Consider the following 24,963-nt stretch of genomic DNA (forward strand, 5'->3'; position numbering starts at 1 on the left):
GCCTGAGCCAACCGGCCACGAATTTTTCCGTCAAGAGGTTGACGGAATCGAATTCCCGGGACCCCGCGGCGCCCCTCTCCACGCGCCGTGTCGGACGTCCCCCGAGGTCCTACGCTCGGGGGAGAGGCACGGAAGACGCGCCGGACGTCGTCCGGCACCTCGCAGCCTCACCTGCGGGCCGCCGGCGACGGCGGCGCCGTCCAGCGACGAGAGGAAGCTCAGTGAAGACCTTCACCCTGCCCGGCACCGAGATCACCGCACCCAACGTGGTGCTGGGGCTCATGCGGATCGCGGAGAAGTCGGACGACGAGGTGCGCGAGCTCCTCACCACCGCCCGCGACGCGGGCATCGACTTCATCGACCACGCCGACATCTACGGCGGCTCGATGCACGCCTGCGAACGCCGGTGGGCCGAGGCCACGCGGCTGAGCCCGGCCGAGCGCGCGCGGTGGACCATCCAGACGAAGTGCGGGATCGTCCCGCCCGACGGGTTCGACTTCTCGTACGACCACATCGTCGAATCCGTCGAGGGGTCGCTCGAGGCGCTGAACACCGAGTACATCGACATCCTGCTGCTGCACCGCCCGGACGCGCTCGTCGAGCCCGAGGAGGTCGCGCGGGCGTTCGACGCGCTCGAGTCATCGGGCAAGGTGCGCTCGTTCGGCGTCTCGAACCACACGCCGGGGCAGATCGAGCTGCTGAAGCGCTACGTGGAGCAGCCGCTCGTCGCGAACCAGCTGCAGCTGTCGGTCACGCACTCGCCGATCGTCGCGCAGGGCGTCGCGATGAACATGGCCGGCGAGGACCAGTCGATCGACCGAGGGCTCGGGATCCTCGACTACTGCCGCCTCAACGACATCACGATCCAGGCGTGGTCCCCGTTCCAGGCGGGGTTCTTCGACGGCGTGTTCCTCGGGTCCGACAAGCACCCCGAGCTCAACGCCGTCGTGGACCGGCTCGCCGCGAAGTACGACGTGCCGGCGATCGCGATCGCGACGGCGTGGATCACGCGGCACCCTGCGCAGATGCAGGTCGTCCTCGGCACGACGACGCCGTCACGGGTTGCGGCGGCCGCGAAGGGCTCGGAGATCCCGCTGACCCGCGCGGAGTGGTACGAGCTGTTCCGGGCCGGCGGGCACATCGTCCCCTGACGGCACGGCGCCTGGCCCGCGCGTGCGCCCACGAGGGGCGACGCGCGGGCCGACGGGCAGAGTCACAGACCTCGCGCCCACCGGACGAGCCGCACCAGGTACGACCCGCCCGCACAGTAGTTCTCCCGGTCGTCGACGTCGTGCGCCGAGACCACGGCGACGACGTACGGTCCGGCCTCCCACCACGCGAACATCGGTCCGCCGGAGTTCCCCGGGTTGATGTCGGCGTTCGTGTCCATCGCGCGCGCGGGACCGAAGTCCCAGGCGTGCTCGTCGAGCCACTTGCTGCGCTGCCACACGGGCCAGCTCGCCCCGCCGACGTCGCCGGGGTACCCGAGGTTGTACCAGTAGGGGTCGCGGTCCCAGCCGCTCGAGTAACGGCGCGTGCCGAGCCAGCCGAAGCGTTCGCCGATGGGATCGGCCGTCTCCAGCACGGCGTAGTCCTCGTCCAGCTCGGTCCAGCCGACGCTGCCCGTGACCTGCGTGTACGCGAAGACGCGGCGGATCCGGGAGATCGCGGAGAACGACGGCCCGGCACGGTGCACCTCGACGGTGCCGCTGACCCCTCCGGGCACCGACCAGTTGACGACGTGGCTGGCCGTCAGGACGTGACGCGGGCCCACGATGACGCCGGAGCCGGTCCCGGCGGTCGTGACGACCTTGCAGATGCAGCCCCACGGGTAGGACGTGTCGTTGTACGTACGTCGCTCGTCGGTCCCGAGCACGACCGCCGGCTCGAGCTCCTTGCCCCGGTACCGGATCCTCGAGCGGTAGCCCTCCTGACGCAGTGCGGGGACCGGCTTGCTCCGCACCGCCGTCCAGGCGGGGGCGAACGCCTCGATCGGTTCGGCCGCCACCCGGGCCAGCTCGTCGCCCGAGACGGAGACGACGTCGAACCGCTCGAGGTCGGCGAAGCTGTCGAACTGCCTCAGCTTCTCAGGGATGTCGCCCTTGCCGTCCCGGTCGATCTTCTCGCAGCGGACCTCCGCCATCGGACGGTCCGGGTCACATGCTTCACGCGGTGACATGGTCGTGTCCCTCCACCGGTGACCGGCCGCGCATCGGTCGGTCCGTACGTGGAGAGAGGGGCCGGCCGGACGCGTGATGCCGAGCACGGTGGAACTCACCCGGGGCGGCTACCCGAGCGCGCGCACCATCTCGACCTCGTCGCCGGTGCTGCCCGCCACCCGGTGACCCGTCTCGACGAAGCCGCACCGTCGGTAGGCCGCCGCGGCGCGGACGTTGTGCTCGTTGACGAACAGCCGGACCTGGTCGTGCCCGCGCTCGCGGGCCCGGGCGACGGCCGCCTCGACGAGGCGATCGATCAGGCCGCGCCCCCGCGCGTCGGGTCGCACGTACACCCCGACGAGCTGGACGCCTGTGACCGTGACGGGAGCACCGAAGAAGTCCGTGTCGCCCGCGGTCTCCGCGAGGAGGGTGACGCTCCCGAGCCACGCTCCGCCGTCCGGCAGGTCGTCCGGGCCGTCGCCGGACCCGAGCCGGGCGACGGCCACGAGCTGGTGGAACCTCGAGTCCTCGCCCGCCTCGACCGACGATCCCGCGGCCCGTTCCTGCCAGAACTCGTCCGGACGCCGCGCAGCGTCCTCGTGGGTGTCGAGGAACGCGAGGTGCGCGACCTCGTCGGTCAGGGCGAGCAGCCGCAGGTCGCGCACCCGGCGCCACTCGTGCGCGTGGATCGGCCGGACGACGGGGCGGTGGTCTTCGCTCATCGGTCGACCGTAGCGGTCGGACGGCGCGGCTCGACACGGAATACCGGGGCAGGTGAGGCGTTCCACCAGTGGAGAACCGCGTGGCCCGCCCGGCTTGCCCGCCCCACCCCGAGGAGCAGCACCATGTCCGACTGGAACCAGAAGATCATCGACGAGTTCCGCAGCAACGGCGGGACGGTGGAGACCGCCGGCTTCGGCCGAGGCCTCATCCTCGTCCACCACGTCGGCGCGAAATCCGGCACCGAGCGCATCACCCCGCTCGCCGCGATCCCGCAGGACGACGGGACCTGGCTCATCGCGGCCTCAAAGGCCGGCGCCGACACCAACCCGGACTGGTTCCACAACCTCGTCGCGCACCCCGACATCACGATCGAGACCCCCGACGCCGAGGGGATCAGCACCGTCGAGGTCCGCGCGACCGTCCTGCCGGACGACGAGCGCGACGCCGGGTGGGCGCAGTTCACGGCGATGTCCGACGGCTTCAAGGGCTACGAGGCCAAGACGTCGCGGGTCATCCCGGTGGTGCGGCTCAGCCGCCGCTGAGGCACGCGGACGGCGCGCGTCGAGGCACCATGGGTGCCATGACCTCCCCCGCCCGTTCCGGCCTACCGGTGAGCGGTGCGCTGACGATCCCGCGCGCCGAGCTCCGCTGGCGGTTCTCGCGTGCCTCCGGCCCGGGCGGTCAGGGCGTGAACACCACGGACTCGCGGGTCGAGCTGTCGTGGGACGTCGCGCGGTCGGCGGTGCTGACCGCGACCCAGCGCGAACGGATCACGGAGCGCCTCGGCGCCCGCCTCGTGGACGGGGTCCTCACCGTGACCGCCGCCGAACACCGCGAGCAGCTGCGCAACCGCGCCGCCGCCACGCAGCGGCTGACGGACCTCGTGTCCGCCGCCGTGGCAGCCCCACCGAAGAAGCGGCGTCCGACCCGTCCCACCCGCGGGTCGCAGGAGCGGCGCCTCAAGGCCAAGAAGCAGCGCTCCGAGACGAAGCGGCTGCGGCGGGGCTGAGCGGTCAGCCCTCCGGTCGCATCGGTGCGCTGGCGAGACCCCTGCGCCCCGCGAGGCCCTCGAGCATCGCGCGCAGCACCGACGGCGCGTCGTGGACGGGCGACCACCCCAGGTCCGCGCGCGCCCGCGAGGAGTCCATCACCGGCGCACCCATGCCCATGTCGAGCCACCCGGGATCGGTCGGCACGAGCCGCGCCTGGTACGCGAGGGCCAGCACGCCGCGCACCAGCCCCACAGGGAGCTCGAGCAACCTGCCGTGGTCCACGATCCGGGCGAGGTCGTCGCCAGACAGCACCGGGTCCGCGGCGACGTTGAAGGCTCCGTGCGCCCGCTCCCGGTGGGTCACCGCGGCGACGTACGCGCGCGCGACGTCGTCGGCGTGCGTCACCTGCAGCCGCAGACCTCGAGGCGCCGGCAGCGCGGGCAGCACCCCGGGCGCGAGGAGCCGGCGCGGCACGAGCGACCCGAGGAAGTACCGCCCGATCTCCGCGCCCGCGTCGGCCTGGAAGATCAGCGACGGCCGCAGCCTGGTCACGACGACCTCGGGGTGGGCGGCGACGAACGCGTCGAGCACCCGCTCCTGCGCGGCCTTGTCCACGCTGTAGTGGGAGGTCGGCACCCCGCCGGTCGGCCACGACTCGTCGCGCGGGACGTCGTCCGACACCGGGGTGTAGGCGCCCACCGACGACGCGACGACGAGGTGCGCCACGCCCGCGCGCGCCACGGCCAGCGCGACCCTGCGCGTCCCGTCGACGTTGGCGCGGCGCAGCAAGCCGCGGTCCCGGTTGGGCTGGATCAGCCAGGCGAGGTGGACGACGGCGTCGACCCCGGCGAGGGTCGCGGCCAGCCGGTCCACGAGCGCGTCCTCCTCGGTGGCGGACGACGTCTCCTCCCCCACGTCGAACGTCGCCCAGTCGGCGCCCGCGAACGGCTCCGCGGTGGGATCGGGCAGGCGTCGGGCGAGGCCCAGCACGGAGTCGACGGCGCTGTCCGCCGCGAGCGCCCGCAGCACCGCGCTGCCGGCGTTCCCGGTCGCGCCCAGGACGGCGACCCTCACGCGGCGCCCTCCGTGCCCGCGGAGGGCGACGCGGCAGGCCTCGCCGCCGGGTCGAGCACCACCTTGATGCACCCGTCGGTCTTCTTCTGGAACATGGCGTACGCCTCGGGCGCCGACTCGAGCGGCAACCGGTGCGTGCGCAGGTCGAGCACGCCCAGCGGGTCGGCGGAGTCCGAGACCAGCGGCAGCACGTCGTCGATCCAGCGGCGCACGTTCGCCTGACCCATGCGGAGGGTGAGCTGCTTGTCGAACATGTCCATCATCGGCAGGGGGTCGGCGGCACCGCCGTAGACCCCCGAGAGGAGACGGTCCCGCCACGGCGCACGCTGCTGATGGCCGCGCGCAGCGCCCCGAGCCGGTCGATGCCGGCCTTCTCGATCATCGGGCGTGCCACGGCGTCCGGCAGGAACGTCGCTCCGCGCTGCATCGCCTGCGCGACGGGCGTGCCGTGCGCCTCCATGCCGACGGCGTCGATCACGGAGTCCGCCCCTCGCCCGTCCGTGACGTCGCGCACCGCGGCAGCGAGGTCGTCCGTCTCGCGCAGGTCGAGGGTCTCGACGCCGTGGCGGCGCGCCATGAGGATCCGCTCCGTCACACGGTCGACGCCGATCACCCGGCCGGCACCACGATGGCGGGCGATGCGCGCCGCCATCTGACCGATCGGGCCGAGCCCCAGGACCACCACGGTGCCGCCCGCCGGGACGTCCGCGTACTCGACGGCCTGCCACGCCGTCGGGACCACGTCCGAGAGGTACAGGTAACGCTCGTCCGGCTCGCCGTCGTCCGGCACCACGACGGGCCCGTAGTGCGCCTGCGGGACCCGCAGGTACTCGGCCTGCCCGCCCGGCACCTGGCCGTAGAGCTTGGTGTACCCGAACAGCGCCGCCCCCTTCGACTGCGACGTGACCTGCGTCGTCTCGCACTGGCTCTGGAGGCCGCGCGAGCACATCCAGCAACGCCCGCACGAGATGTTGAACGGGACGACGACGCGGTCCCCGACCTTCAGGTTCGTCGCCTCCGCACCGACCTCCTCGACGACACCCATCGGCTCATGGCCGAGCACGTCGCCCGGGTCGATGAAAGCGCCGAGCACCCCGTACAGGTGCAGGTCGGAGCCGCAGACCGCGGTCGACGTGATCCGCACGATCGCGTCGGTCGGCTCGACGAGCTGCGGGTCGGGCACGTCCTCGACGCGCAGGCTCTCGCGTCCCTGCCAGGTCACTGCACGCATGGTCTCTCCTCGGGTCCGACGGTGACGGACCATCACGATGGTCCGGCGGGACGGAACTCGCAGTCCCGCCGCGTAGCGCTGCGAGCACCGCCGGGAGATGTGAAGATCCATCGTTCGACGCACCGCACGCGGTGCCCGCCCGACGCTCGAGGACGGCCCGTGACCGACCAGCCCCGCACCACCGCACCGGTGGACACCGCCCCGTCCGCCGTGCCCTGGGTCGGTCTGGACAGCACCCGGCCCCCGAAGAGCACAGCGGCTCTCCTGACGCCGACCGTCGACCCCGACGACGTCCCGGCAGCCCTCCGGCTCGCCGAGCGCCTCGGACGCGCGGCGCCGCTCCCGGGCATTGGCAGGACCGGCGAGCTGTGGAGCATCCTCGCGTCGCTCGCCGCCGACGACGTGGGGGTCGCCCGCATCGTCGAGCCGCACCTCGACGCCCTCGCCGTCCTCGCCCAGGCACGGTCGGCCGGGCTCGCGCCCGACCTGGACCGCGTGGGGGCGGACGACGGCGCGACCTGGGGCGTGTATGCCGCCGAGGGTCCGGGAGTACGCCTGGAGGCCCGCGAGACCGCCGACGGCTGGGCACTCGACGGGACCAAGCCGTGGTGCTCGCTCGCCGGCTCGCTGTCCCACGCGCTCGTCACGGCGTGGACGGACGACGGCCGCCGTCTGTTCGCGGTCGGGCTGCGCGGCTCGGGCGTCGAGGCGGCCGACGGTCCGTGGCACGCGCGCGGGCTCGCCCAGGTCGTGAGCGCGTCCGTGCGGTTCGACGGAGCGCCCGCGGTCCCCGTGGGGGACGCCGGCTGGTACCTCGAGCGCCCGGGCTTCGCCTGGGGCGGGATCGGGGTGGCGGCGTGCTGGTGGGGCGGGGCGGCCGGCGTCGCGCGCGCGATGTTCGCCGCTGCGGACCGACCGGGCCGAGAGCCCGACCAGATCGCACTCGCGCACCTCGGCGCCGTGGACACGGCGCTGCACGCGGCACGGACGGCGCTCGCGGCGGCGGCCGTCGAGGTCGACGAGCCGACCGGTGATCCGGCGACGACCGCTCGCCGGGTGCGCTCCGTCGTCGCGGCCGCGGCCGAGGACGTCCTGACCCACGCCGCCCACGCCCTCGGGCCCGGGCCGCTGACCACCGACGAGCGGTTCGCCCGCCGGTGCGCCGACCTCGGCCTCTACCTGCGCCAGCACCATGCCGAGCGCGACCTCGCGAGCCACGGCCGTCACCTGCTCGCCGACGGTGCCGCACCGTGGTGAGCTTCGACCACCGCGAGGAGGGGACCCCCGAGGAGTCCTGGCGGCAGGCCGGGATCCTCGACCGCCCGGTCCGGTGGGACCTGCCGGACGACGTCGCGCACCTCGTCGTGCTCGCCGCCCACCCCGACGACGAGACCCTCGGCGCGGGCGGGCTGCTCGCCCGGGCGGCCCGCGCGGGACTGGCCACCACGGTCCTCGTGGCGACGGACGGCGAGGGCTCGCACCCGGCGTCCGGCACCTACGGACCGGCGGAGGTCGCGAGGCTGCGCCGCTACGAGCTGCTCGACGCCACGCACGCGCTCGCCACCGGCGCCACGCTCCACCTCGCCGGTCTGCCCGACGGCGGGCTGCGCGAGGCCCGGGAACCCCTCGCGCGTGCCGTGCGAGCGGCGATCGCCACCCACCCGGGGCCGACCGTCGTGTGCGCACCGTGGCGCGGCGACCCGCACCGCGACCACCGCGTGCTGGGCGAGGTCGCGGCAGAGGTCGTCGGGTCGGACGAGCTCCTCGAGTACCCGATCTGGGCCTGGCACCGCGCCGACCCGTCCGACCCTGGTGGCAGCGCAGCCGCGCTCCCCTGGGACCGGCTGCGGGGCGTGCGACTCTCGGACGACGAGCTCGGCGCGAAGCGCGAGGCCCTGCGCGCGCACCGGTCGCAGGTCGACGGCCTCTCGTCCGCGCCCGGCGACGAGCCGGTGCTGCACGCCGGGATGCTCGCGCACTTCACGCGGGAGGTCGAGGTGTTCGTCGCCGAGGGCCGCGCCGTCGAGGACGGCGCACCCGGTGCCGCGGCCCCGCCCAGCGCCCGCGCGTCGCTGCCCGAGGAGTTCTTCGCCGCCTTCTACGCCCGCCACACCGACCCGTGGGGGTTCGAGAGCCGCTGGTACGAGCAGCGCAAACGGGAGATCACGCTCGCCGCGCTGCCCGAGCAGCGCTACGCCGACGCCCTCGAGGTCGGCTGCTCGACCGGGGTCCTCACCGTGGCCCTCGCCGCGCGCTGCGACCGGGTGCTCGGCATCGACATCGCCGACCGGCCGCTCGCGGTCGCCCGCGAACGCCTGCCCGGGCACGTCCGCCTCGAGAAGCGGACCACCCCCGACGACTGGCCGGAGGGTCGGTTCGACCTCGTCGTCCTCTCCGAGGTGGGCTACTACTGGGGCGGCCCGGACCTCGACCGGGGCGTCGACCGCGCGGTCGGGTCCCTGGCGTCGGACGGCGTCCTCGTCGCCTGCCACTGGCGGCACCCCGTCGAGGAGTACCCGACCTCGGGGGACGACGTGCACCGCGTCCTGCAGGAGCGGTCAGGCCTGGCGACGCTCGTGCACCACGAGGAGGAGGACTTCGTCCTCGACGTGCTCGTACCGGCGCCGGCGGCGTCGGTCGCCCGGCGGACGGGGCTGCTGTGACGGGGGCAGGGGTGGCCGGGACCGGGGTGACGGAGAACCGAGCGACCACTCCGGAGCGGATCGGTGCGGCCGCGGTCGTGATCCCGGTGCACGACGAGGAAGAGCTGCTGCCCCAGTGCCTGGCGTCCGTCGAGCAGGCGGTCGCGGCCGCCGTGCGCGAGCGGCCGGGGCTCGCGGTGGTGACCGTCGTCGTGCTGGACGCGTGCACGGACGGGAGCGCCGCCGTCCCGGGGCCGGAGGTCACCGTCATGGAGGTCGACGCGCGGACCGTGGGCGTTGCCCGCCACCTCGGCGTCGACCGGGCGCTCGCCGAGCTCAGGGGCGTCGGCGTCGGGGCGGACCGCACCTGGATCGCCTGCACCGACGCCGACTCGGTGGTCCCGCCCGACTGGCTGACGCACCACCTCGACCTCGCGGACGCCGGGGCGCACGTCGTCGTCGGCGCCGTCCGTCCACCGCTCGACGACCTGTCCCCCGACCGCGCTGCCGCCTGGCGGCAGCGATTCGTCCCCGGGCTCGCGACCGGGCACGTCCACGGCGCGAACCTCGGCGTCCGGAGCGACGTGTACGCGGCCGTCGGCGGGTACGCCCCGGTCGAGGAGCACGAGGACGTCGGACTCGTGGAGCGGGTGCGGGCCCTCGGCCACCGCGTCGTGCCGACCGCCGACGCGTGGGTGCTGACCTCCGCCCGGCTCCACGGCCGGACGCCCGGCGGCTACGCGCGATACCTGCGCGAGGACCTCGGACGCGTCGCCGGCTGACCGCTCCCGGGAGCCGTTGTGCGAGGGCAGTCGGTCAGGAACCGATGCGCACCCCGGCCAGACCGTGACGACCGGCGCCGGTGACGATCGCGGAGACCCTCGCCTCGGACGCCGCCGAGAACGGACCACCCGACGCATCGGGCGCACCGCCGGGGCTCGCCTGACCCGCCCGCCCCGTGCCCGCACGATCGGTGCCCGGGCGGACCCGCGCGCGTCGGGCCTCGACCGCGCGCTCCGTGTCCTCGGTGATCAGGTCCATGTTGAGCGCGGCGCCCGCCATGGTGCCGGCGGCCGCGGACGCGCCGACCATCGCCGTCGGATCCGTGACGTTGCCCGCCGCCCAGACACCCGGGACGCCCGTGCGCCCGGTCCCGTCGGCCGGCACGACCTCGCCCATGGGGTGCTCCCCGAGCGATCCGCCGAGCTGCGTGTACAGGTCGCCGCGCACCGCGAACCGTGGCGCGACCACGAGCGCGTCCAGGTCGAACACCGTGCCGTCGGCGAGCTCCACGCCGGCGAGGCGGTCCGAGTCCTGCCCGGACCGCAGCCGGGTCACCTCGCCGTCGACCACCCGCACGCCGAGGGCGGCGAGCTGCTCCCACGCGGCGTCGTCCGGCTCGGGCATGGTGTGGAGGAACAGGGTGAGGTCGTCGGTGATCTGGCTGAACAGGAGCGTCTGGTGCAGCGCGGCGGCCGAGGTGCCGAGCACCCCGACGCGCGAGCCCCGGACCTCGTAGCCGTGGCAGTACGGGCAGTGGAGCACGTCGCGACCCCAGTGCTCGTTCACACCCGGGACGTCGGGCAGCTCGTCGACGAGGCCGGTCGCGAGGACGACGCGACGGGCACGGACGGTCGTGCCTGTGCCTGTACCTGTGCCTGTGCCTGTGCCTGTGCCTGTGCTCAGCACGAAGGCGTGCCCGTCCCGCCGCGCGGTCCGCACCTCGGCGTGCCGCACGTCCACGCCGTAGCCCTCGGCCTCGAGCCGACCGACGGCGAGCAGGTCCAGCGGTCCGACGCCCTCACGTCCGAGCACGTTGTGCGCTCCCTCGGCGGGTGCGTTCCGCGGTTCGCCCGCATCGAGGACGACGACGGATCGCAGCGAACGTGCCAGCGCGATCGCCGCGGCGAGCCCGGCCGCACCACCGCCGACGACGGCGACGTCGTACACCTCTTCATGCGCCTTCTGTACGGAAGCGGACAGCAGGGCGTTCATCGGATCGCCAGCCAGACCGTCCGCCGCACGCGCACCGTCGCGCGCCCGAGCGGGTCGTCCGCACCCGGTACCGGCGGGGTCAGCGCCTCGTCGAGCAGCGCGAGGTCGCCCGCCGGCGCCCGGTCGTCGAGGAACTCCCGTACCCGGCCGAGGTTCAGCCGGGCGTAGCGAGCCATCGTCGCGGCGGGGACAGTCCCGCCCGCGACGACCTCCGCGTCGAACGTCCGCTTCTCGAGCCGGTCGAACCCGGCGTGCCGGACGGCGTCGCTCCAGTCCGGGTGGTGGTTCCACCCGCTGTCGCTGAGCAGCTGGTGACACCGCTCCTCGAGGCTCGGGCCGCCGTCCGACCGCCCGAGGCCGTCCGGGAGGAACCGCGGGAACCCGATCATCTCGACGACCGCCAGGACGCCACCGGGGCGGAGCGCCGCGAAGGCCTCGCGCAGCAGCCGCTCGGGGTCGGCGACGTGGTGCAGCGACGACGCTGCCCACACCACGTCGGGCACGACACCAGCGCCCAGGTCGGGCCAGGCCGCGTCGAGGTCCGCCTCGACCGTCCTGACCCGGTCGCCGGCCCCCTGCTCCGCCGCCCGCACCGCGGTGCGGGCCAGCATCTGCGGGGAGACGTCGACCGCGACGATCTCGGCCGCGCGGAAGCTGCTGGCCAGGAGGGTCGTCCCGGTCCCTGTCCCGGCCCCGAGGTCGACGACCGTCGCGGTGTCCGACGGCGCCCGGTCCGCGATCCAGCCAGCGACCTCGCCGAGGTGGTCGGCGAGGACGAGGGCGTCGAGGTCGAGGAGCTCGGCGAGGGACTCGTGCGCGTCGGCGTGCCCGTGAGCGTGGGCACGGTCGTGGTCGTGGTCGTGGGCACGGTCGTGGGCATTGCCGTGCGCCTGCGGCTCGTCGTGAGTCAGTGAGTGCTGTGTCATGGCTGCTACGGTACGCGCGCCTTGCGACTAAGACATAGACTCTTGCGTATGAAGCAAGAAGAGGATCCGCTCGACGCCGTCGTCCGACTTCGCATCCGTGGCCTGCGCCAGGCCAAGGGCTGGTCGCTCGACGCCCTCGCGGCCCGCTGTTACCTCAGTCCCTCGACGCTGAGCCGCATCGAGACCGGCGGGCGGCGCATCGCCCTCGACCAGCTCGTGCCGATCGCCAAGGCGCTGGGGACGACCCTCGACCAGCTCGTGGAGCCGCTCGAGGACGAGGACGTCGTCATCCGCCCCGCGCCGGCCGACTCTCCTGGCCTGACCACGTGGATCCTGTCCAACGAGGACTCGCTGCACGGGGTGACCGTGGCGAAGATGCGGATCACCGAGGAGCGCGCGTCGGCCCATCCCGAGGGCGGCGTCCACCCGGGCCGCGAGTGGTTCACCGTGCTCTCGGGCACGGCGCGCCTGCGGCTCGGGGAGCGGACCATGCTCGTCCGCACCGGCCAGGCCGCGCAGTTCTCGACGATGGTCCCCCACGCCGTCCACGCCCACGAGGGGACGGTCGAGATCCTCAGCATCTTCGACCACGACGGCGAGCGGGCTCACCTGCACGCGGGCTGATACGCCGCTGAGCGGGCGCGGCGCCTGTGCAGCGGGCACGCTGTCGGTGCGCCATGCGCCGTCGATGCGGAGCCGCGCCCCCTCAGCAGAGCGGCGCAGCGACCCTGGCCACGCGCCCTCAGCAGAGCGGCGAAGCGACCCTGGCCATGCGCCTTCCGCGGAGCGGCGCAGCAACCTCAGGCGTGCACCTTCAGCGGTGCGGCTCAGCAACCTCGGGCATGCGCCTTCAGCGGAGCAGCGCGGCGACCTTCTCCGTGTGCCAGCGGCCGTACTTCGTGCCGTCCCGCAGGGTGGAGACCTTGGCGAGACCGGACTCGATCGCGGTGTCGGTCGGCATCCGGGTCGACGGGTCGCGCAGGCCGGCGGTCTCCAGCAGCTTCCCGACCTCCACGGCCGACAGCCCACCGATCCGCGCGCCGAGGTCGGACTGGTTCCCGAAGGGCCCGCCCTTGGGCCGGGCGCCACCCGAGCCGCCGGTACCCGAGCCCGCGCCGCCACTCGACGTACCGCCAGCCGACCCACCGCTGCCGGACGCGCCGCCGCCCGACCGGCCGCCGCCGGACCCACCACCACCCGTCCGGCCGTCACCCGCGCGCGAGCGCACCGGCTTGTCCTCGCCCGCGGTCGGGGCGTCGACCGAGACGTCGAGCGGACCCTCGTCGTCCGACCCCCACTCCTCGCCGTCGCGGTGCTTCGCCTGCGCCGCCGCGTCGGTGGCGCGGTTGTCGGCCCAGCCGTTCAGCCGGTCGCCCGCGTGCCCACGGACCCACGTGAGCATCGCCGGCGGGAGCCCGGCCGCCGTGCGGGCGTCACGCACCGCGATGAGCTGCTCGATGATCTCTCGGTTCGCGACGGGCTTCTTCGACGCGTTGACCCAGCCCTTGCGCTTCCAGCCGTCCATCCACTTCGTGTACGCGTTGATCACGTACTGCGAGTCGACGCGCAGCTCGAGGTCGGCGACGTCCGCGTGGGACAGGAGCGCGTCGAGCACCGCGGTGAGCTCGGCGATGTTGTTCGTCGCGCGCGCGAACGCACCCGCGCGCCAGACGCCGTCCGCCCTCACCCAGCCCCACCCGGCCGGGCCGGGATTGCCGATGCAGGCGCCGTCGGTCGCGACGACAGTTCGTGCCGACTCGTTCATTCCCGCATCTCCTTCGTGTCCCGACCGTCGTCCACGGAACGGTACCCGGCGCTCCTGCCGAGGTTCACGTCCGGGTCTCCCGGTGAGTCTTGCGTGCTGCGACGGCATCGAGCCCTCCCTGCGCCTCTCAACCCAGTCTCCGCAGGAACTCGCGCGTCGCGTCCCGCTGCGGGTGGTCGAGCACCTGCGTGGGCGTGCCGCGCTCGTGGATGCGGCCCTCGTGGAGGAACACGATCTCGTCGGCGACCTGCCGCGCGAACCGCATCTCGTGGGTCGCGACGAGCATCGTGGTGCCCTCGGCGCGCAGGGCGAGCAGGAGGTCGAGCACCTCGCCCGCGAGCGCCGGGTCGAGGGCCGACGTCACCTCGTCGAGCAGCAGCAGCTCCGGGCCGCCGACCAGGGCGCGGGCGATCGCGGCCCGCTGCTGCTCGCCGCCGGAGAGCTGGTCCGGGTAGGCGCGGGCGCGGTGCGTGAGGCCAACCTTCTCGAGTATGGCGTGGGCGTCCGCCTCGGCGGACGGCCTCGGACGGCGGTGCACCACCCGGGGCGCGAGCGTCAAGTTGTCGAGGACCCGCAGGTGCGGGAAGAGGTTGTACTGCTGGAACACGAGCGCCAGCCGCGCGCGCACCGCGTTCGCGTCCACCCACGGGTTCGCGACGTCCTCGCCGTCCAGCAGGATCTGCCCGTCGTCGATCTCCTCGAGCAGGTCGACGGCGCGCAGCAGGGTCGACTTGCCGGAGCCCGACGAGCCGACGAGCACGACGCACTGGTGCTCGGCGACGTCGAGGTCGATCCCGTCGAGGACGACGTGCTGTCCTGCGCCGGTGCCGAAAGTCTTGCGCACGCCCCGCAGGGAGAGCAGAGGCGCGTCGGGCTTCCCAGGGCGCGCGCCGCCGTCCGACGCCCTCGACACGCTCGGTGCGCTCGGTGCGCTCGGTGCGCTCGGCTCAGGGTTGCTCGTAGGGTCGACCGGACCAGTCACCGCAGGGCCCCCGCTCCCGCGATCCCGCGCATCTGGCCCCGCCATCCCTGCCGAGCCGACCACGCGTCGACGAGGCGGGTCAGCGGGATCGAGATGAGCAGGAACAGCACGCCGGCGACCACGTAGGGCGTGAAGTTGTAGTCGCCGGTCGTGGCGATCTGCGCGGCACGGATCGCGTCGACGGCCCCGAGGATCGAGATGAGGCCGGAGTCCTTCTGGAGTGCGACGAGCATGCTCGCGACCGGAGCGGTCACGTTGCGCACCGCCTGCGGCAGGACGACGCGGCGCACCGCCTGTCCCCGGGTCAGCCCCAGGGAGCGCGCGGCCGCGACCTGCGACGGGTGCACGGACTCGATGCCGGCGCGGAAGATCTCGGCGAGGTACGCCGTGTACGTGAGGACGATCGCGAGCCCGCCGAGGAACGCCGCGCTCACCGGTAGCCACGGCAACCGCAGCGCCGGCAGCCCGAACCCGACGAGCAGCAGGATCAGCAGCAGCGGCACCCCGCGGAACACGTCGACGTACGCGATCGCGAACAGGCGCAGCGGGAACAGTGCGGGGATCCGCGAGGTGCGCAGCACGGCGAGGAGCAGACCGACGATCAGGCCCACGACGCTCGCGACGATCCAGACCCGCAGGTTGAGCCAGAGTCCCGCCGCGACCTCGGGCAGCACCTCGACCGCGCGCTGCGGGGAGAAGAACGCGTCGCGCGCCCGCTCCCACCCCGGCGCGTTCGTCACGACGAGGACGACCGCGCCGAGCACGATCACCGTCGCGACCGCCGCGACGAGCAGGGCTCGACGCCGCTGGGTCCGGCGGTAGGCGGTCCGCGCGCGAGCGATGTCGGACGGCGTCCACGCGCCCTGGGAGCCGCCGTCGCCGTGGGAGCGGCCATCGCCGTGGGAGCGGGCGTCCGCGTGGCCTGCGGTGCGTCCCTCGCGCGCGTCGTCGCTCATGTCAGGTCAGCTCAGTTCGACTCGGCTCGAGTCAGCTCAGGTCGGCGATCTCGTCGGAGTCGAGCCACGTCGTCCGGAGCTCGTCGAGCGTCCCGTCGTCGGCCAGCGTGTCGACGGCCTGCGACACGCACGCGGTGAGCTCGGAGTCCTTGTCGAGCACGAGTCCGAGCTGCTCGGGGTCCCCGACCGAGGGGAGGGTGCCGACGACCGACGTGTCCGGGAAGTAGACGGTCGACGCGGCGACGCCCTGGTCGACGTCCATGACCATCGCGTCGATCGTCCCCGAGGTCAGCGCGGTCATCCCGTCGCCGGCGCCGCTGAACGGCACGATCTCGACCGCGTCGCCCCAGGCCGCCTCGGCGACGTCGAGCGACGTCTGCGAGGCGGTCACGCCGACCTTCGTGCCCTCGAGGTCGGCGAGCGACGAGGCGTCGGCGTACGCGCCGTCGTCCGACACGATGACGCCCTGCCGGGTGGTGAGGTACGGGCTGGAGAAGTCGACCGCCGCGCGACGCTCCTCGGTGATCGTCGTCTGGTAGGCGGCGAGGTCGAACGGCTTGATCGCGGGGCTGACGATCTGCTCGAAGGTCACGGAGGTCCACTCGACGTCGTCCGCCGCGTAGCCGAGCTCGTCGGCGACCGCGTAGACGAGCGCGGACTCGAAGCCCTCGCCGCTGCTCGGTTCGCCGACGTACCAGGGCTCGAAGGGGTCGCTCGCCCCGACCGTGAGGGTGCCGTCCGTGAGGGTCGGGAGGCTGCCGGGTTCGCACGTCGCGGCGTCGTCGTCCGTGGGCTCGGTCGACTCCCCCTGCGCGGTCTCGGCGCCGCCGTCCGCGGCGGGCTCCGCGCCGTCGTCCGACGACGAGCACGCGGCGAGCGTGAGCGCTACGAGAGGAACGAGCGCTGCTGCGGCAGCGGGGCGGGACAAGCGCACGGTGACGACCTTCCGTTCAGGGTGGGACGCCGTCGAGCCTAGACGTGAGCGGGCGTTCGCGGGGTGGTCGTCGCTATGCATCCCGACACACCGGGCCGGTACGGCCGCCTGTGGACGACGCACGCCAGAACTGCCGCGGGGCGTAGCCCTCGCGGCGCAACCAGTGCTCCGTGTAGACGATCCGGTCGGGCGTCACGACCGTCAGCGGGTCGGACGGCGGCGCGTCCAGATCTCGCCCGCGCTCGGCATGGTCGGACTGCCAGCGGAAGGCCTCCCAGTAGGCGTCCGCCTCCGGATCGCGGCGCTCGACGACGCGGGCCGTACCGAACAGCTGCGCACCACGGCTCGACGCCTGACCCACGAGCGGCGCGAAGACACCGACCGAGATGCGAGGGTCGGCGGCGAGGTTCCGCATCTTCGGCGACCGCGGCGCCGCCGTGAACATCAGCTCGAAGCCGAGGTGGTAGTAGCGGACCGGCGTCGCGGCCGGTGCGCCGTCGCTGTCGACGGTGGCGATCACGGCCATGTTCTGGCTGGAGAGCAGGTTCTCGATCCGCTCTTCGAGCCGCTCGCGCGAGAGCCGCGCCGTCGGTGCGTCGCCACTCAGCCAGGGGTTCGTCAGGGGCATCGCGCCAGGGTGCCACGGACCGCCGACGCGTGAGGCGTCACGGGATGCGAGCGCGCGCGGGCCAGGTTCGGCGGTCGACGGTGGTGAGTTCGTCCACAGTCGACGCAGGGCTCATAGCCTCCACAGATCGTTGCAATTCCGGGCGAAACGGTGGCATATCGAACACGTGTTCGATAGAGTGATCGCAGCACGAAGGGCATCCGACCGGCTCGGCATCCGGGCAGTATCACGAGGGGAGATCGCATGACGGCACCGACGCTGGAGCGGCTCGACGCCCGGGAAACTGAGCTGGACACCGCCGACCCCGGGCGCCCTGTCGATCGACGTGCCGACCTCCCCGGCGACGACGTGCGCGACGAGATCAGCTCGACCGATCAACCCGCTGACCCCGTGGCCGACGGTGACGCTCGGGACGCCATCAGCTCCACCGATCAATCTGCCGACCTCATCGCCGACAGTGACGCTCGGGACACCATCAGCACTACCGATCGACCTGCCGACCTCATCGCGGACGGCGGCTCTCGCCGCGGCATCTTCAGCCCGATTGAAGCTGTCAGCCCTGTCGAAGCCGTGAGCCCCGTCGAAGCCGTGATCCCTGTGGAATCCGCAGACCAGCCAGATGACTTCCCGCCGGGCCTCGCTCTGGCGGTCGCCCTGCTGGAGCGCGCCGCCGACCAGTTCGCGGTCGCGGCCGACCCGGCCGTCGGGGCGCTCGCCGAGACGGAGTCCAGCGACCTGGCGGAGCTCCAGCGCAGAGCACGGCGCGCTGCGTCACGCGTCGAGTCGGCGCGCCTCGGCCTGCTTCCGGTGATGGACTCGGACGGGTCGTGGGCCCTGTCCGGAGCCCGGTCGTTCGCGCAGTGGTTCGCTCGTCACGACGACGTCGGCCACGCGACGGCACGCCGCGAGGTCCGCACCGCTCGCATGCTGCGCGACTCACTCCCGGCGACCCGCGTAGCTGCGGTCGCCGGCAGCATCGGCACCGATCACGTCCGCACGATGGTGGACGTCGCGGCCACGTCCGCCGCGCGCCGTGAAGCGCTGAGCGCGACCATCAGCGAGACCTGCGCCGACACGGACAGTGACGACGACGACCACACCTGCAGCTCCGCTTGCAGTCCGGCGCGCACGGGCGAGGCCGTGCTGCTCGAGCACGCCGAGCGGTTCACCCTCGGCACGTTCCGGCGCGTCGTCCACCACTTCGCCAAGGTCACAGACCCGGAGGCGGACGAGCGCGGATTCACGAAGGCCAAGGAGCGCGAGCACCTCGACGTCGCGCCGACGCTCGACGGTTTCCACGTCTCCGGGTTCCTCACCCCGGAGCACGGGCACCTGGTCAAGACCGCGCTGGACGCCGTGATGCGCGCACCAGCACCCGACGACACCCGCACGACGCCCCAACGTCGCGCCCAGGCGCTCGCAGACATCTGCCGGATCGCTCTCGACAACGACGCCGCGTCCCCTGGGGCCCAGATTCGCCCACACCTCGTCGTCACCGTCTCCTGGAGCGAGCTGACCAGGCTCGCCCGGGACCGCGGCGCGAGCAGTGCGGGCTGCGAGTCCGCGCGAGGCCGGTCCCACAGTTCGGCAGCGCCCCAGAGCGCCGTGTGGAGCACGGGCGGCTCGGACCGCACGAGCAGCTCGAACCGCACCGACCGCACCGACCGCACCGACCGCACCGACCGCACCGACCGCACGCTGGACACGGCGGGCCTGCTCTCCGACCCGACGAGCGCCCCCGCACGCTTCCTCGAGGACACCGCAGGAACGGCAGCGATACCCGCGTCGCTGCTGCGACGCATCGCCTGCGACTCCCAGGTCACACGGGTCGTCTTCGGTCCTGATGGTGCAGTTCGCGACGTCGGGAGAGCCCAGCGCACCGTGTCCGGCCAGATGCGACGGGCCGTCATCGCCCGCGACAGACACTGCAGCTACCCGGGATGCGATGCCCCACCGTCACGCTGCGACGTCCACCACGCCGTCACCCACTGGGCCGACGGCGGTGCGACCAGCGTCGACAACAGCGCCCTCCTCTGCTGGCACCACCATGACCTGGTGGACTCCCGAGGCATCACCATGCGCTGGGTGACAGCTCGCCCGTCGACGCCTTCAGAGTCCGGAGCACCCGGAGCACCCGGAGCACCCGGAGCTAGTGCCCCATCACCGAGCGGCTGGCAGTTCCGGCGTGCGAGCGGGGCGATCATCGACGCGGGCCTGAGCGGGCCGGCGGCATGGCTACGCATTGACTGACCCTGGATGTGGCCACGCGCTCATCGACCGTGCAGGTTCAGCCCCAGGTCGGCCGCCGCGCAGAGATCCCGGCGAGGACGACGTCCAGCCCTACGTCGAATTCGTCGCCGTAGGCGTAGCCGGGGGTCATCGCGTGCGCTGCCAGCTCAGCGAGATGAGGCAGAGCTGTGGGCGGCGCGCCGTCAAGCATCGGGGTCACGAGGTCCTCGAGCTCAGCGCCCGGTGCGCCGGACGCGTCGAACGGCAGGCTGACCTCCTGGATGACGAATCCGTAGACGTAGCTGTCCAGCAGCGAGAAGGCGTGCGCGGCACCGACGACCGAGAACCCCGCGTCCCGGAGCAGCCCGATCACCCGGTCGTGATGGTGCAGGGTCGCGGGGCCAGGCGTCGCCCGAGAGTCCATCAGACCAACGGCCCACGGGTGGCGGACGAGCACCGCACGCGCCGAGACACAGCGCCGACGCAGGGACTCCACCCAAGCCTCGCTGCGGCCGGCGTCACCATCCGGGCCGACATCGGGACCCGGGCCGGCACCGTGAACCCGCTCGACGCCGTTGTCCGGGCCAGCATTGCGATCCAGGCTCGCCCCGCCGTCCAGGCCAGCGTCCCGAGAGAGGTCCCTGCCGGCACCCGGCAGCTCGATCTCCGCGAAGACGGCGTCGACCATGCCGTCGAGGATCGCCGCCTTGGTCCGTACGTGGTGATAGATGGACATCGCCTCTACACCGAGCCGTTCGCCGAGGCGCCGCATCGTGACGGCCGCGACGCCCGACTCGTCCGCCAGGCGCACGGCCTCGGCGATCACCGTCCCGGCGTCGAGCTCGCCCCTTCTCGCCGACCTCGCCCCGTCGACGCCCGCTGACGACGGCACATCGGACCTGGGCACAACAGCACCTCCCACCTTCAGCTTCAACTCCCCTCATCAACGTCAGCTCGGACGGACCGTCGAGACCGGCCGTGGGCACCGACACCCGACGCGCCCTAGGGCGCGCCCGTCGCCACACACCGTTGACACGCTTACGACGTAAGGCTAGCGTCATCGAGGGACTTACACCGTAAGGAAGCGCGGGAGGCCTCAGGAGCATGCACGGCAACAGCAACAGCAACAGCAACAGCAACAGCAACGACGCGACCAGCACGCACGGAGACCTGCGGGGAGCCGTGAGACGCCTGTGCGTCGTCGGAGCGTCCGGCAAGCTCGGCCGCTACATGGTGGAGCACGCTCTCGACGCCGGTTACGAGGTCGTCGGGGTGTGCCGCGAGAAGAGCGTCCACAAGCTCGCGGACCTGGCGGACCGCATCACGATCCACCCCGGGCAGACGGACGACCCCACCGTGATCGCACGCGCCGTCGCGGGATGCGACGCGGTGCTCACGGTCCTGGTGCCGTGGGGCGTCCACGACTACGCGAGCGGTACCGCCGACGCGGTGATCGAGCACGCCGACGCCGGGGCACGACTCGTGTTTTCCTGCGGCTGGCACATCAGCAAGGACGGCAAGGACCGGTACTCACGCAGGTTCCTCGCTGGGGTGTGGGTGGCTGCCAGGCTCGCCCGCCTGGCCAGGGTGGTCGACATCGACGACCAGGTGCGAGCCTGCCGCCGGGTCTTCACCTCCGACACCCGTTGGACCGTGGTGCGCGGCAGCGATCTCGAGGAGGGCGAGAGCGAGGGCCTGCCGGTGTGGAGCCGACACGTAGGCGACCCCGTGCTCGCCAGCAACCTCGTCCGCCGCACCGACTTCGCGCTCTTCATGGTGGCGGCAGCATCCGACGACTCGCTCGTCCACGAGGCACCGGCCATCGTCGGCCGGCGCTCCGTGTCGGCCCGAGCGCACGCGGCCACGCCGACAGCGGGTTCGCCGTCCGCCTAGCCCCCGTCCCTCCAGCGGCCCCGTCGGCTAGCCCCACAACCCTCTGGCCAACACGAGCAATCGGCGACCACGCCTGGCCAGCAGGGTTCCCCGCCGTCACGCGAGCGGGAGCACCAGCCGAGTCTGGTTGGCCTCGGGGTCACCGTCCGGGTCGGGCTCCGTCAGGTAGATCTCGGTGAAGTCCCCGCGTGCCGTCTCACCGTGGTCGGCCACCCAACCCATGAGGGCTCCCCACGCGTCGGGCAATCCGTCGTACGAGCCGACGAGCGTCAGGGTCGCCGCGCGGCCACCGACGATCTCCATGACCTCTACGTCGTCACCCAGCGGCCCGTCCTCGAGCCCGTCGACCGGGAACGCCGCCGCGACGTCGGCCGTCTCGGCGGGCATGCGGGCGTACCAGGCGAGCGCGGGCCCCGCGATCTGTCCGCCGCTGCTCCCCAGCGCCCGCGCCACCGCGCTGTAGGCGCCGTCGTAGAAGCCGCGGATCTCGCTCATCGGGACCACTGCCCGGTGGGCGGCGACCGTGACGGTGGGCTCGTCGATGATGCTGATGTCCAGTGCCATGGCTCCACGGTAGGCCGATCGCGGCCACACCGCGCAGCGACGCGTCGCCCCTCCCCCGCGCTCCCGCACCCGCCCACGACGGAGCCCGCCCCCGCACCGCCGGGGTAGCGTTCCTCCGTGACCCAGACCCGGACGCGGGCAGCGCTGCTCGCCGGACTCCTCGCCCTCGTGGTCCTCGCCGCGCTGGCCTTCGCGAGCGTGCTCGCCGTCCGACCGCCCGACCCCGTGACCGCCGACGCCTCGGCGACGGAGTTCAGCGCCGACCGCGCGTTCGCGGACGTCGAGGTGGTCGGTCAGGTCGTCCACCCCCACGGCAGCGACGAGGCGGACGGCGTCCGCGACTACCTCGTCGGCCGTCTCGAGAACCTGGGACTCGATCCCGAGGTGACGGACGGCGTCGGGCAGTCAGGTCGCCTCGGCGGCGCCTCGCAGATGGCGCGCGCCCAGAACGTCGTCGCGACGCTGCCCGGCACGGACCCGACAGCGCCGATCTTCCTGATGGCGCACTACGACTCCGCGGAGGTCTCGCACGGCGCGAACGACGACGGCGCCGGGGTCGCGACCCTGCTCGAGACGGCGTCGGCCCTGCTCGCGTCACCGCAGCTGCGCAACGACATCGTCCTCGTCTTCACGGACGCCGAGGAGACGTGCCTGTGCGGCGCGGAGTCGTTCGTGAACGCGGACCCTCGCGCGGCCGACGGCGGGATCGTCCTCAACTTCGAGGCTCGCGGGTCGTCGGGGCCCGCGATCATGTTCGAGACCTCGCGGGGCAACGCCGATCTCGTCGCGCAGTACGCGAAGGTCCCGTACCCGGTCGGCAGCTCGATGGCCGTCGAGGTGTACCGGATCCTGCCGAACGACACGGACTTCTCGCCGTTCCTCGACGACGGCGGCTACACCGGGCTCAACTCCGCGTACATCGACGGCTCGGCGGTCTACCACGCGCCGCAGGACGAACCCCAGACGATGGACCTGCGCAGCCTCCAGCACCACGGCTCGAACGCGCTCGCCCTCGTCCGGGCCCTCGGGGACGCGGACGCCGCCGCGCTCGCCCAGCCGTCGGCGTACGACTCGACGTACTTCCCGCTGCCCGGCGGGGTCCTCGCCCGCTACCCGGGGTGGCTCGTCTGGCCGCTCGCAGTCCTCGCGCTGGCAGCGGTCGCCGCCCTGGCCGTGGTCACGGTGCGCCGCAAGGAGTCGACGACCGGCCGAGTCCTGCTCGGGTTCGCCTCCGGGCTCCTGCCGATCCTGGGGACGGCCGTCGGGGCACAGCTGTTCTGGATGCTGCTCGTCGCGATCCGCCCCGGGTACGGCGAGATGCTCGACCCCTGGCAGCCGTGGTGGTTCCGCATCGCGCTGCTCGGCGTCGTCGCGGCCGTCGTGACCGGCTGGTTCGTGAGCCTGCGCGGACGCCTCGGGCCGTCCGCCCTCGTCATCGGCGGTCTCGGCTGGCTGGCCGTCCTCGGCCTCGCGCTCGCCGCGTTCACGCCGGGCGGCGCATACCTCGCGACCTTGCCTGCGCTCGCCGGCGCCGTCGCGGGCCTCGTCGCGGGACGGCGTCGCACCCGCTCCGCAGGCATCGCCTGGGCGGCGGGCGGCGCGGCGGTCGGCGTCGTCGTCCTGGTGCCCGTCACGATGCTGTTCTTCCCCGCGCTGGGGCTGGCGACCGGCGCGGCACCGGCGGTGTGCGCGGCGCTCCTCGGCCTCGCGCTGGTCCCGCTCGTCGCGCTGGTCCTCCCTGCCGGACGACGTCCCGGCGCGGTCCTGGTCGGCGCCTGCGCGGTGCTCGCCGTGGGAGCGCTCGGCACCGGGCTCGCCGTCGACGGCTTCGACGACGAGCACCCGGAACCGACGCAGCTCATGTACGCGCTCGACGCCGACACGGGCGAGGCCTGGTGGGTCTCGGGCGAGAGCACACCGAGCCCGTGGACCTCACGGTTCGTGTCCGAGCGGACCAGCATCGAGGACGCGTTCCCGCGCGTGCACGGCGAGGTGTGGACGGGGGCCGCCGAGCCCGCCGACCTGCCCCCACCGACCGTCGAGGTCGTCACCGACGAGACGGTGGGCGACGAGCGCGTCATGACGCTCAGCATCCGCCCCGAGCGCCCCGTCCGGTACGTGGAGATGGTGGCGGACGGCGTCACGTCGGTCGAGGTGGAAGGGCGGGAGGCCCCCGTCGAGGACGGGCACCTGGACACCTCGTTCGCCGCGCCTCCGGCCGACGGGATCGAGGTCGTCCTGACCCTGCCCGCCGGAGACCCTCTCGAGCTCCGGCTGCTCGGCGGCGGCGAGGGCCTCGAGGCGCTGCCCGGTTTCGAGCCACGCCCGGAGGGCGTCGGCGTCATGGGGTCGCACACCTCAGAGCTCGTGCTCGTGGGGACGTCGGTCACGCTCTGAGCGGTGGGCACCCCGCCCAGCGCGCACGGATCACTTTCGACCTTGCCGCCGCCCGGACGCACGGTAGCGCCGCCGCATCTCGCGCGACCGTCGGCGCCGGGCCCGCGGGGTGAGGGCCGCGTAGCCGACGGCCCCGAGGTCGACCTCGCCGCGGTGCTGACGCCGGAGCTCCCTGGACAGCAGGATCGCTGCGGCGGCGATCGAGAGGACCAGGAGGACCGCACACACGGTCCACACCCCTCGGCCGACGCCGCCGGCGACACCGACGGACACCGACGGACACCGGCCAGCAGAGCACCCACGCGAGACCGACCGGGAGGGTCGCCACCGCCGTCGCACCGGTCGGGCTCCAGGCGGAGGTGTAGAAGACCATGAGCAGACGGGTCCACCGCGACGGGCGGACCGGCAGAAGCGACATCGCCACGCTGGTCACACGCGGGCCACCCATCGTCGCGCCGCCCTGCTGCACGGTGCCCGAGAGCGCCTCGTGCGCGTACGAGGGCCGCAACGACCGCCCGACATACGTGAACGCGAGCAGGGCGGCCGAGCCGCTCGCCGCGAACAACCAGTACGCGCCCGGCCCGAAGATCAGCACGGCCAACGGCACCACGACGATCAACCCGAGCCCGTCGACGGCCGACATGTCGGGCAGCAGGGTGTCGTCCGGGCCCCGGTCGAGGACGGCCATCGCGACGAAGACGCCCCAGACGATCGCGAGGACGCCAACGAAGATCGCCGCCCACACCAGACCGATCCCCAGGTACCCCCACGGTCGCAGCGCCAGCACCAGGCGACTCGGTCTCCCGGCAGGGGCCGCGTCGGGCGTGGCGTCGTCGAGGTCCCCATCGTGCCAGCTGCGCACGGCCCTGCGCG

Annotated in this window: 23 protein-coding genes and 2 pseudogenes; 11 read left to right on the forward strand and 14 right to left on the reverse strand. The window is 73.4% G+C overall.

The window, feature by feature from the left end:
• The first annotated feature begins 221 nt into the window (after positions 1-221).
• Entirely contained in the window at positions 222-1,151 is a 930-nt protein-coding gene (locus QUE47_RS05865; RefSeq protein WP_286218978.1) for an aldo/keto reductase, read from the forward strand.
• 62 nt (positions 1,152-1,213) lie between these two features.
• On the opposite strand, the gene QUE47_RS05870 is transcribed toward QUE47_RS05865, so the two are convergent.
• Entirely contained in the window at positions 1,214-2,143 is a 930-nt protein-coding gene (locus QUE47_RS05870; RefSeq protein ID WP_286218979.1) for a trypsin-like serine peptidase, read from the reverse strand.
• Between the two features lie 144 nt (positions 2,144-2,287).
• The gene (locus tag QUE47_RS05875; RefSeq protein ID WP_286218980.1) at positions 2,288-2,881 is read right to left on the reverse strand and encodes a GNAT family N-acetyltransferase; all 594 of its coding nucleotides are present in this window, start codon (positions 2,879-2,881) and stop codon (positions 2,288-2,290) included.
• A gap of 123 nt (positions 2,882-3,004) precedes the next feature.
• Here QUE47_RS05875 and QUE47_RS05880 point away from each other — a divergent pair, with 123 nt between their 5' ends.
• Both QUE47_RS05880 and arfB read left to right on the forward strand, forming a co-directional pair.
• On the forward strand, positions 3,005-3,424 hold the full coding sequence (locus QUE47_RS05880) for a nitroreductase/quinone reductase family protein (RefSeq protein WP_286218981.1): 420 nt from the start codon (positions 3,005-3,007) through the stop codon (positions 3,422-3,424).
• Positions 3,425-3,462: 38 nt separating this feature from the next.
• Complete coding sequence (arfB, locus tag QUE47_RS05885) at positions 3,463-3,891, forward strand: alternative ribosome rescue aminoacyl-tRNA hydrolase ArfB (RefSeq protein ID WP_286218982.1); 429 nt, start codon at positions 3,463-3,465, stop codon at positions 3,889-3,891.
• 4 nt (positions 3,892-3,895) lie between these two features.
• Here arfB and QUE47_RS05890 read toward each other — a convergent pair whose 3' ends face one another.
• Both QUE47_RS05890 and QUE47_RS05895 read right to left on the reverse strand, forming a co-directional pair.
• The gene (locus QUE47_RS05890; protein ID WP_286218983.1) at positions 3,896-4,948 is read right to left on the reverse strand and encodes an NAD-dependent epimerase/dehydratase family protein; all 1,053 of its coding nucleotides are present in this window, start codon (positions 4,946-4,948) and stop codon (positions 3,896-3,898) included.
• Positions 4,945-6,179 (reverse strand): annotated as a pseudogene (locus QUE47_RS05895) (zinc-dependent alcohol dehydrogenase). The gene QUE47_RS05890 and the pseudogene QUE47_RS05895 overlap by 4 nt, the downstream one beginning before the upstream one ends.
• A 159-nt stretch (positions 6,180-6,338) precedes the next feature.
• Between QUE47_RS05895 and QUE47_RS05900 the strand changes: the two are divergent.
• From QUE47_RS05900 to QUE47_RS05910, 3 genes are read left to right on the forward strand one after another with little or no spacing between them, the layout of a single operon-like run.
• The gene (locus QUE47_RS05900; protein WP_286218984.1) at positions 6,339-7,436 is read left to right on the forward strand and encodes an acyl-CoA dehydrogenase family protein; all 1,098 of its coding nucleotides are present in this window, start codon (positions 6,339-6,341) and stop codon (positions 7,434-7,436) included.
• Positions 7,433-8,842: a PIG-L family deacetylase gene (locus QUE47_RS05905; RefSeq protein WP_286218985.1), complete on the forward strand. Its 1,410-nt coding sequence runs from the start codon at positions 7,433-7,435 to the stop codon at positions 8,840-8,842. The genes QUE47_RS05900 and QUE47_RS05905 overlap by 4 nt, the downstream gene beginning before the upstream one ends.
• Positions 8,843-8,868: 26 nt before the next feature.
• Positions 8,869-9,603 (forward strand): glycosyltransferase family 2 protein, encoded by a 735-nt coding sequence (locus tag QUE47_RS05910; RefSeq protein WP_286218986.1) that lies wholly within the window; start codon positions 8,869-8,871, stop codon positions 9,601-9,603.
• Between the two features lie 34 nt (positions 9,604-9,637).
• Here QUE47_RS05910 and QUE47_RS05915 read toward each other — a convergent pair whose 3' ends face one another.
• Positions 9,638-10,771 (reverse strand): NAD(P)/FAD-dependent oxidoreductase, encoded by a 1,134-nt coding sequence (locus tag QUE47_RS05915; RefSeq protein ID WP_286218987.1) that lies wholly within the window; start codon positions 10,769-10,771, stop codon positions 9,638-9,640.
• Positions 10,772-10,812: 41 nt separating this feature from the next.
• Positions 10,813-11,742 carry a class I SAM-dependent methyltransferase gene (locus QUE47_RS05920; protein ID WP_286218988.1) on the reverse strand — a complete coding sequence of 310 codons (930 nt, stop codon included), beginning with the start codon at positions 11,740-11,742 and terminating at the stop codon, positions 10,813-10,815.
• Positions 11,743-11,790: 48 nt separating this feature from the next.
• Here QUE47_RS05920 and QUE47_RS05925 point away from each other — a divergent pair, with 48 nt between their 5' ends.
• Positions 11,791-12,366: a helix-turn-helix domain-containing protein gene (locus QUE47_RS05925; protein WP_286218989.1), complete on the forward strand. Its 576-nt coding sequence runs from the start codon at positions 11,791-11,793 to the stop codon at positions 12,364-12,366.
• 226 nt (positions 12,367-12,592) lie between these two features.
• Here QUE47_RS05925 and QUE47_RS05930 read toward each other — a convergent pair whose 3' ends face one another.
• The 4 genes from QUE47_RS05930 to QUE47_RS05945 all read right to left on the reverse strand — a co-directional run bounded on the left by QUE47_RS05930 (position 12,593) and on the right by QUE47_RS05945 (position 16,379).
• Positions 12,593-13,507, reverse strand: coding sequence for a ribonuclease H family protein (locus QUE47_RS05930; RefSeq protein ID WP_286218990.1), 915 nt, complete (start codon positions 13,505-13,507; stop codon positions 12,593-12,595).
• Positions 13,508-13,634: 127 nt separating this feature from the next.
• Positions 13,635-14,351, reverse strand: a complete 717-nt coding sequence (locus QUE47_RS05935) for an amino acid ABC transporter ATP-binding protein (RefSeq protein WP_286218991.1) — start codon at positions 14,349-14,351, stop codon at positions 13,635-13,637.
• 134 nt (positions 14,352-14,485) lie between these two features.
• Positions 14,486-15,445 (reverse strand): amino acid ABC transporter permease, encoded by a 960-nt coding sequence (locus tag QUE47_RS05940; protein ID WP_286218992.1) that lies wholly within the window; start codon positions 15,443-15,445, stop codon positions 14,486-14,488.
• A 31-nt stretch (positions 15,446-15,476) separates the two neighbouring features.
• Positions 15,477-16,379 (reverse strand): ABC transporter substrate-binding protein, encoded by a 903-nt coding sequence (locus QUE47_RS05945; RefSeq protein WP_286218993.1) that lies wholly within the window; start codon positions 16,377-16,379, stop codon positions 15,477-15,479.
• A 1-nt stretch (position 16,380) separates the two neighbouring features.
• Between QUE47_RS05945 and QUE47_RS16655 the strand changes: the two are divergent.
• A pseudogene (locus QUE47_RS16655) lies at positions 16,381-16,437 on the forward strand (hypothetical protein); the annotation flags it as partial.
• A 15-nt stretch (positions 16,438-16,452) separates the two neighbouring features.
• Here the strand turns inward: QUE47_RS16655 and QUE47_RS05950 are convergent.
• Positions 16,453-17,007: a pyridoxamine 5'-phosphate oxidase family protein gene (locus QUE47_RS05950; protein WP_286218994.1), complete on the reverse strand. Its 555-nt coding sequence runs from the start codon at positions 17,005-17,007 to the stop codon at positions 16,453-16,455.
• A gap of 243 nt (positions 17,008-17,250) precedes the next feature.
• On the opposite strand from QUE47_RS05950, the gene QUE47_RS05955 reads away from it, so the two are divergent.
• Entirely contained in the window at positions 17,251-19,257 is a 2,007-nt protein-coding gene (locus QUE47_RS05955) for an HNH endonuclease signature motif containing protein (RefSeq protein ID WP_286218995.1), read from the forward strand.
• Positions 19,258-19,294: 37 nt separating this feature from the next.
• Here QUE47_RS05955 and QUE47_RS05960 read toward each other — a convergent pair whose 3' ends face one another.
• Positions 19,295-20,062: a TetR/AcrR family transcriptional regulator gene (locus tag QUE47_RS05960; protein WP_286218996.1), complete on the reverse strand. Its 768-nt coding sequence runs from the start codon at positions 20,060-20,062 to the stop codon at positions 19,295-19,297.
• 278 nt (positions 20,063-20,340) lie between these two features.
• On the opposite strand from QUE47_RS05960, the gene QUE47_RS05965 reads away from it, so the two are divergent.
• Complete coding sequence (locus QUE47_RS05965) at positions 20,341-21,129, forward strand: NAD(P)-dependent oxidoreductase (protein WP_286218997.1); 789 nt, start codon at positions 20,341-20,343, stop codon at positions 21,127-21,129.
• Between the two features lie 96 nt (positions 21,130-21,225).
• Here the strand turns inward: QUE47_RS05965 and QUE47_RS05970 are convergent, their stop codons facing one another.
• Positions 21,226-21,693: a GyrI-like domain-containing protein gene (locus tag QUE47_RS05970; RefSeq protein WP_286218998.1), complete on the reverse strand. Its 468-nt coding sequence runs from the start codon at positions 21,691-21,693 to the stop codon at positions 21,226-21,228.
• 117 nt (positions 21,694-21,810) lie between these two features.
• Here QUE47_RS05970 and QUE47_RS05975 point away from each other — a divergent pair, with 117 nt between their 5' ends.
• A complete protein-coding gene (locus QUE47_RS05975; protein WP_286218999.1) occupies positions 21,811-24,090 on the forward strand; it encodes a M28 family peptidase in 2,280 nt (759 codons plus the stop codon).
• Here the strand turns inward: QUE47_RS05975 and QUE47_RS05980 are convergent.
• Positions 24,080-24,952, reverse strand: a complete 873-nt coding sequence (locus tag QUE47_RS05980; protein ID WP_286219000.1) for a hypothetical protein — start codon at positions 24,950-24,952, stop codon at positions 24,080-24,082. The genes QUE47_RS05975 and QUE47_RS05980 overlap by 11 nt on opposite strands.
• Positions 24,953-24,963 lie beyond the last annotated feature (11 nt).

This window comes from Paraoerskovia sediminicola (genome assembly GCF_030296575.1).
Classification (GTDB): Bacteria; Actinomycetota; Actinomycetes; order Actinomycetales; family Cellulomonadaceae; genus Paraoerskovia; species Paraoerskovia sediminicola.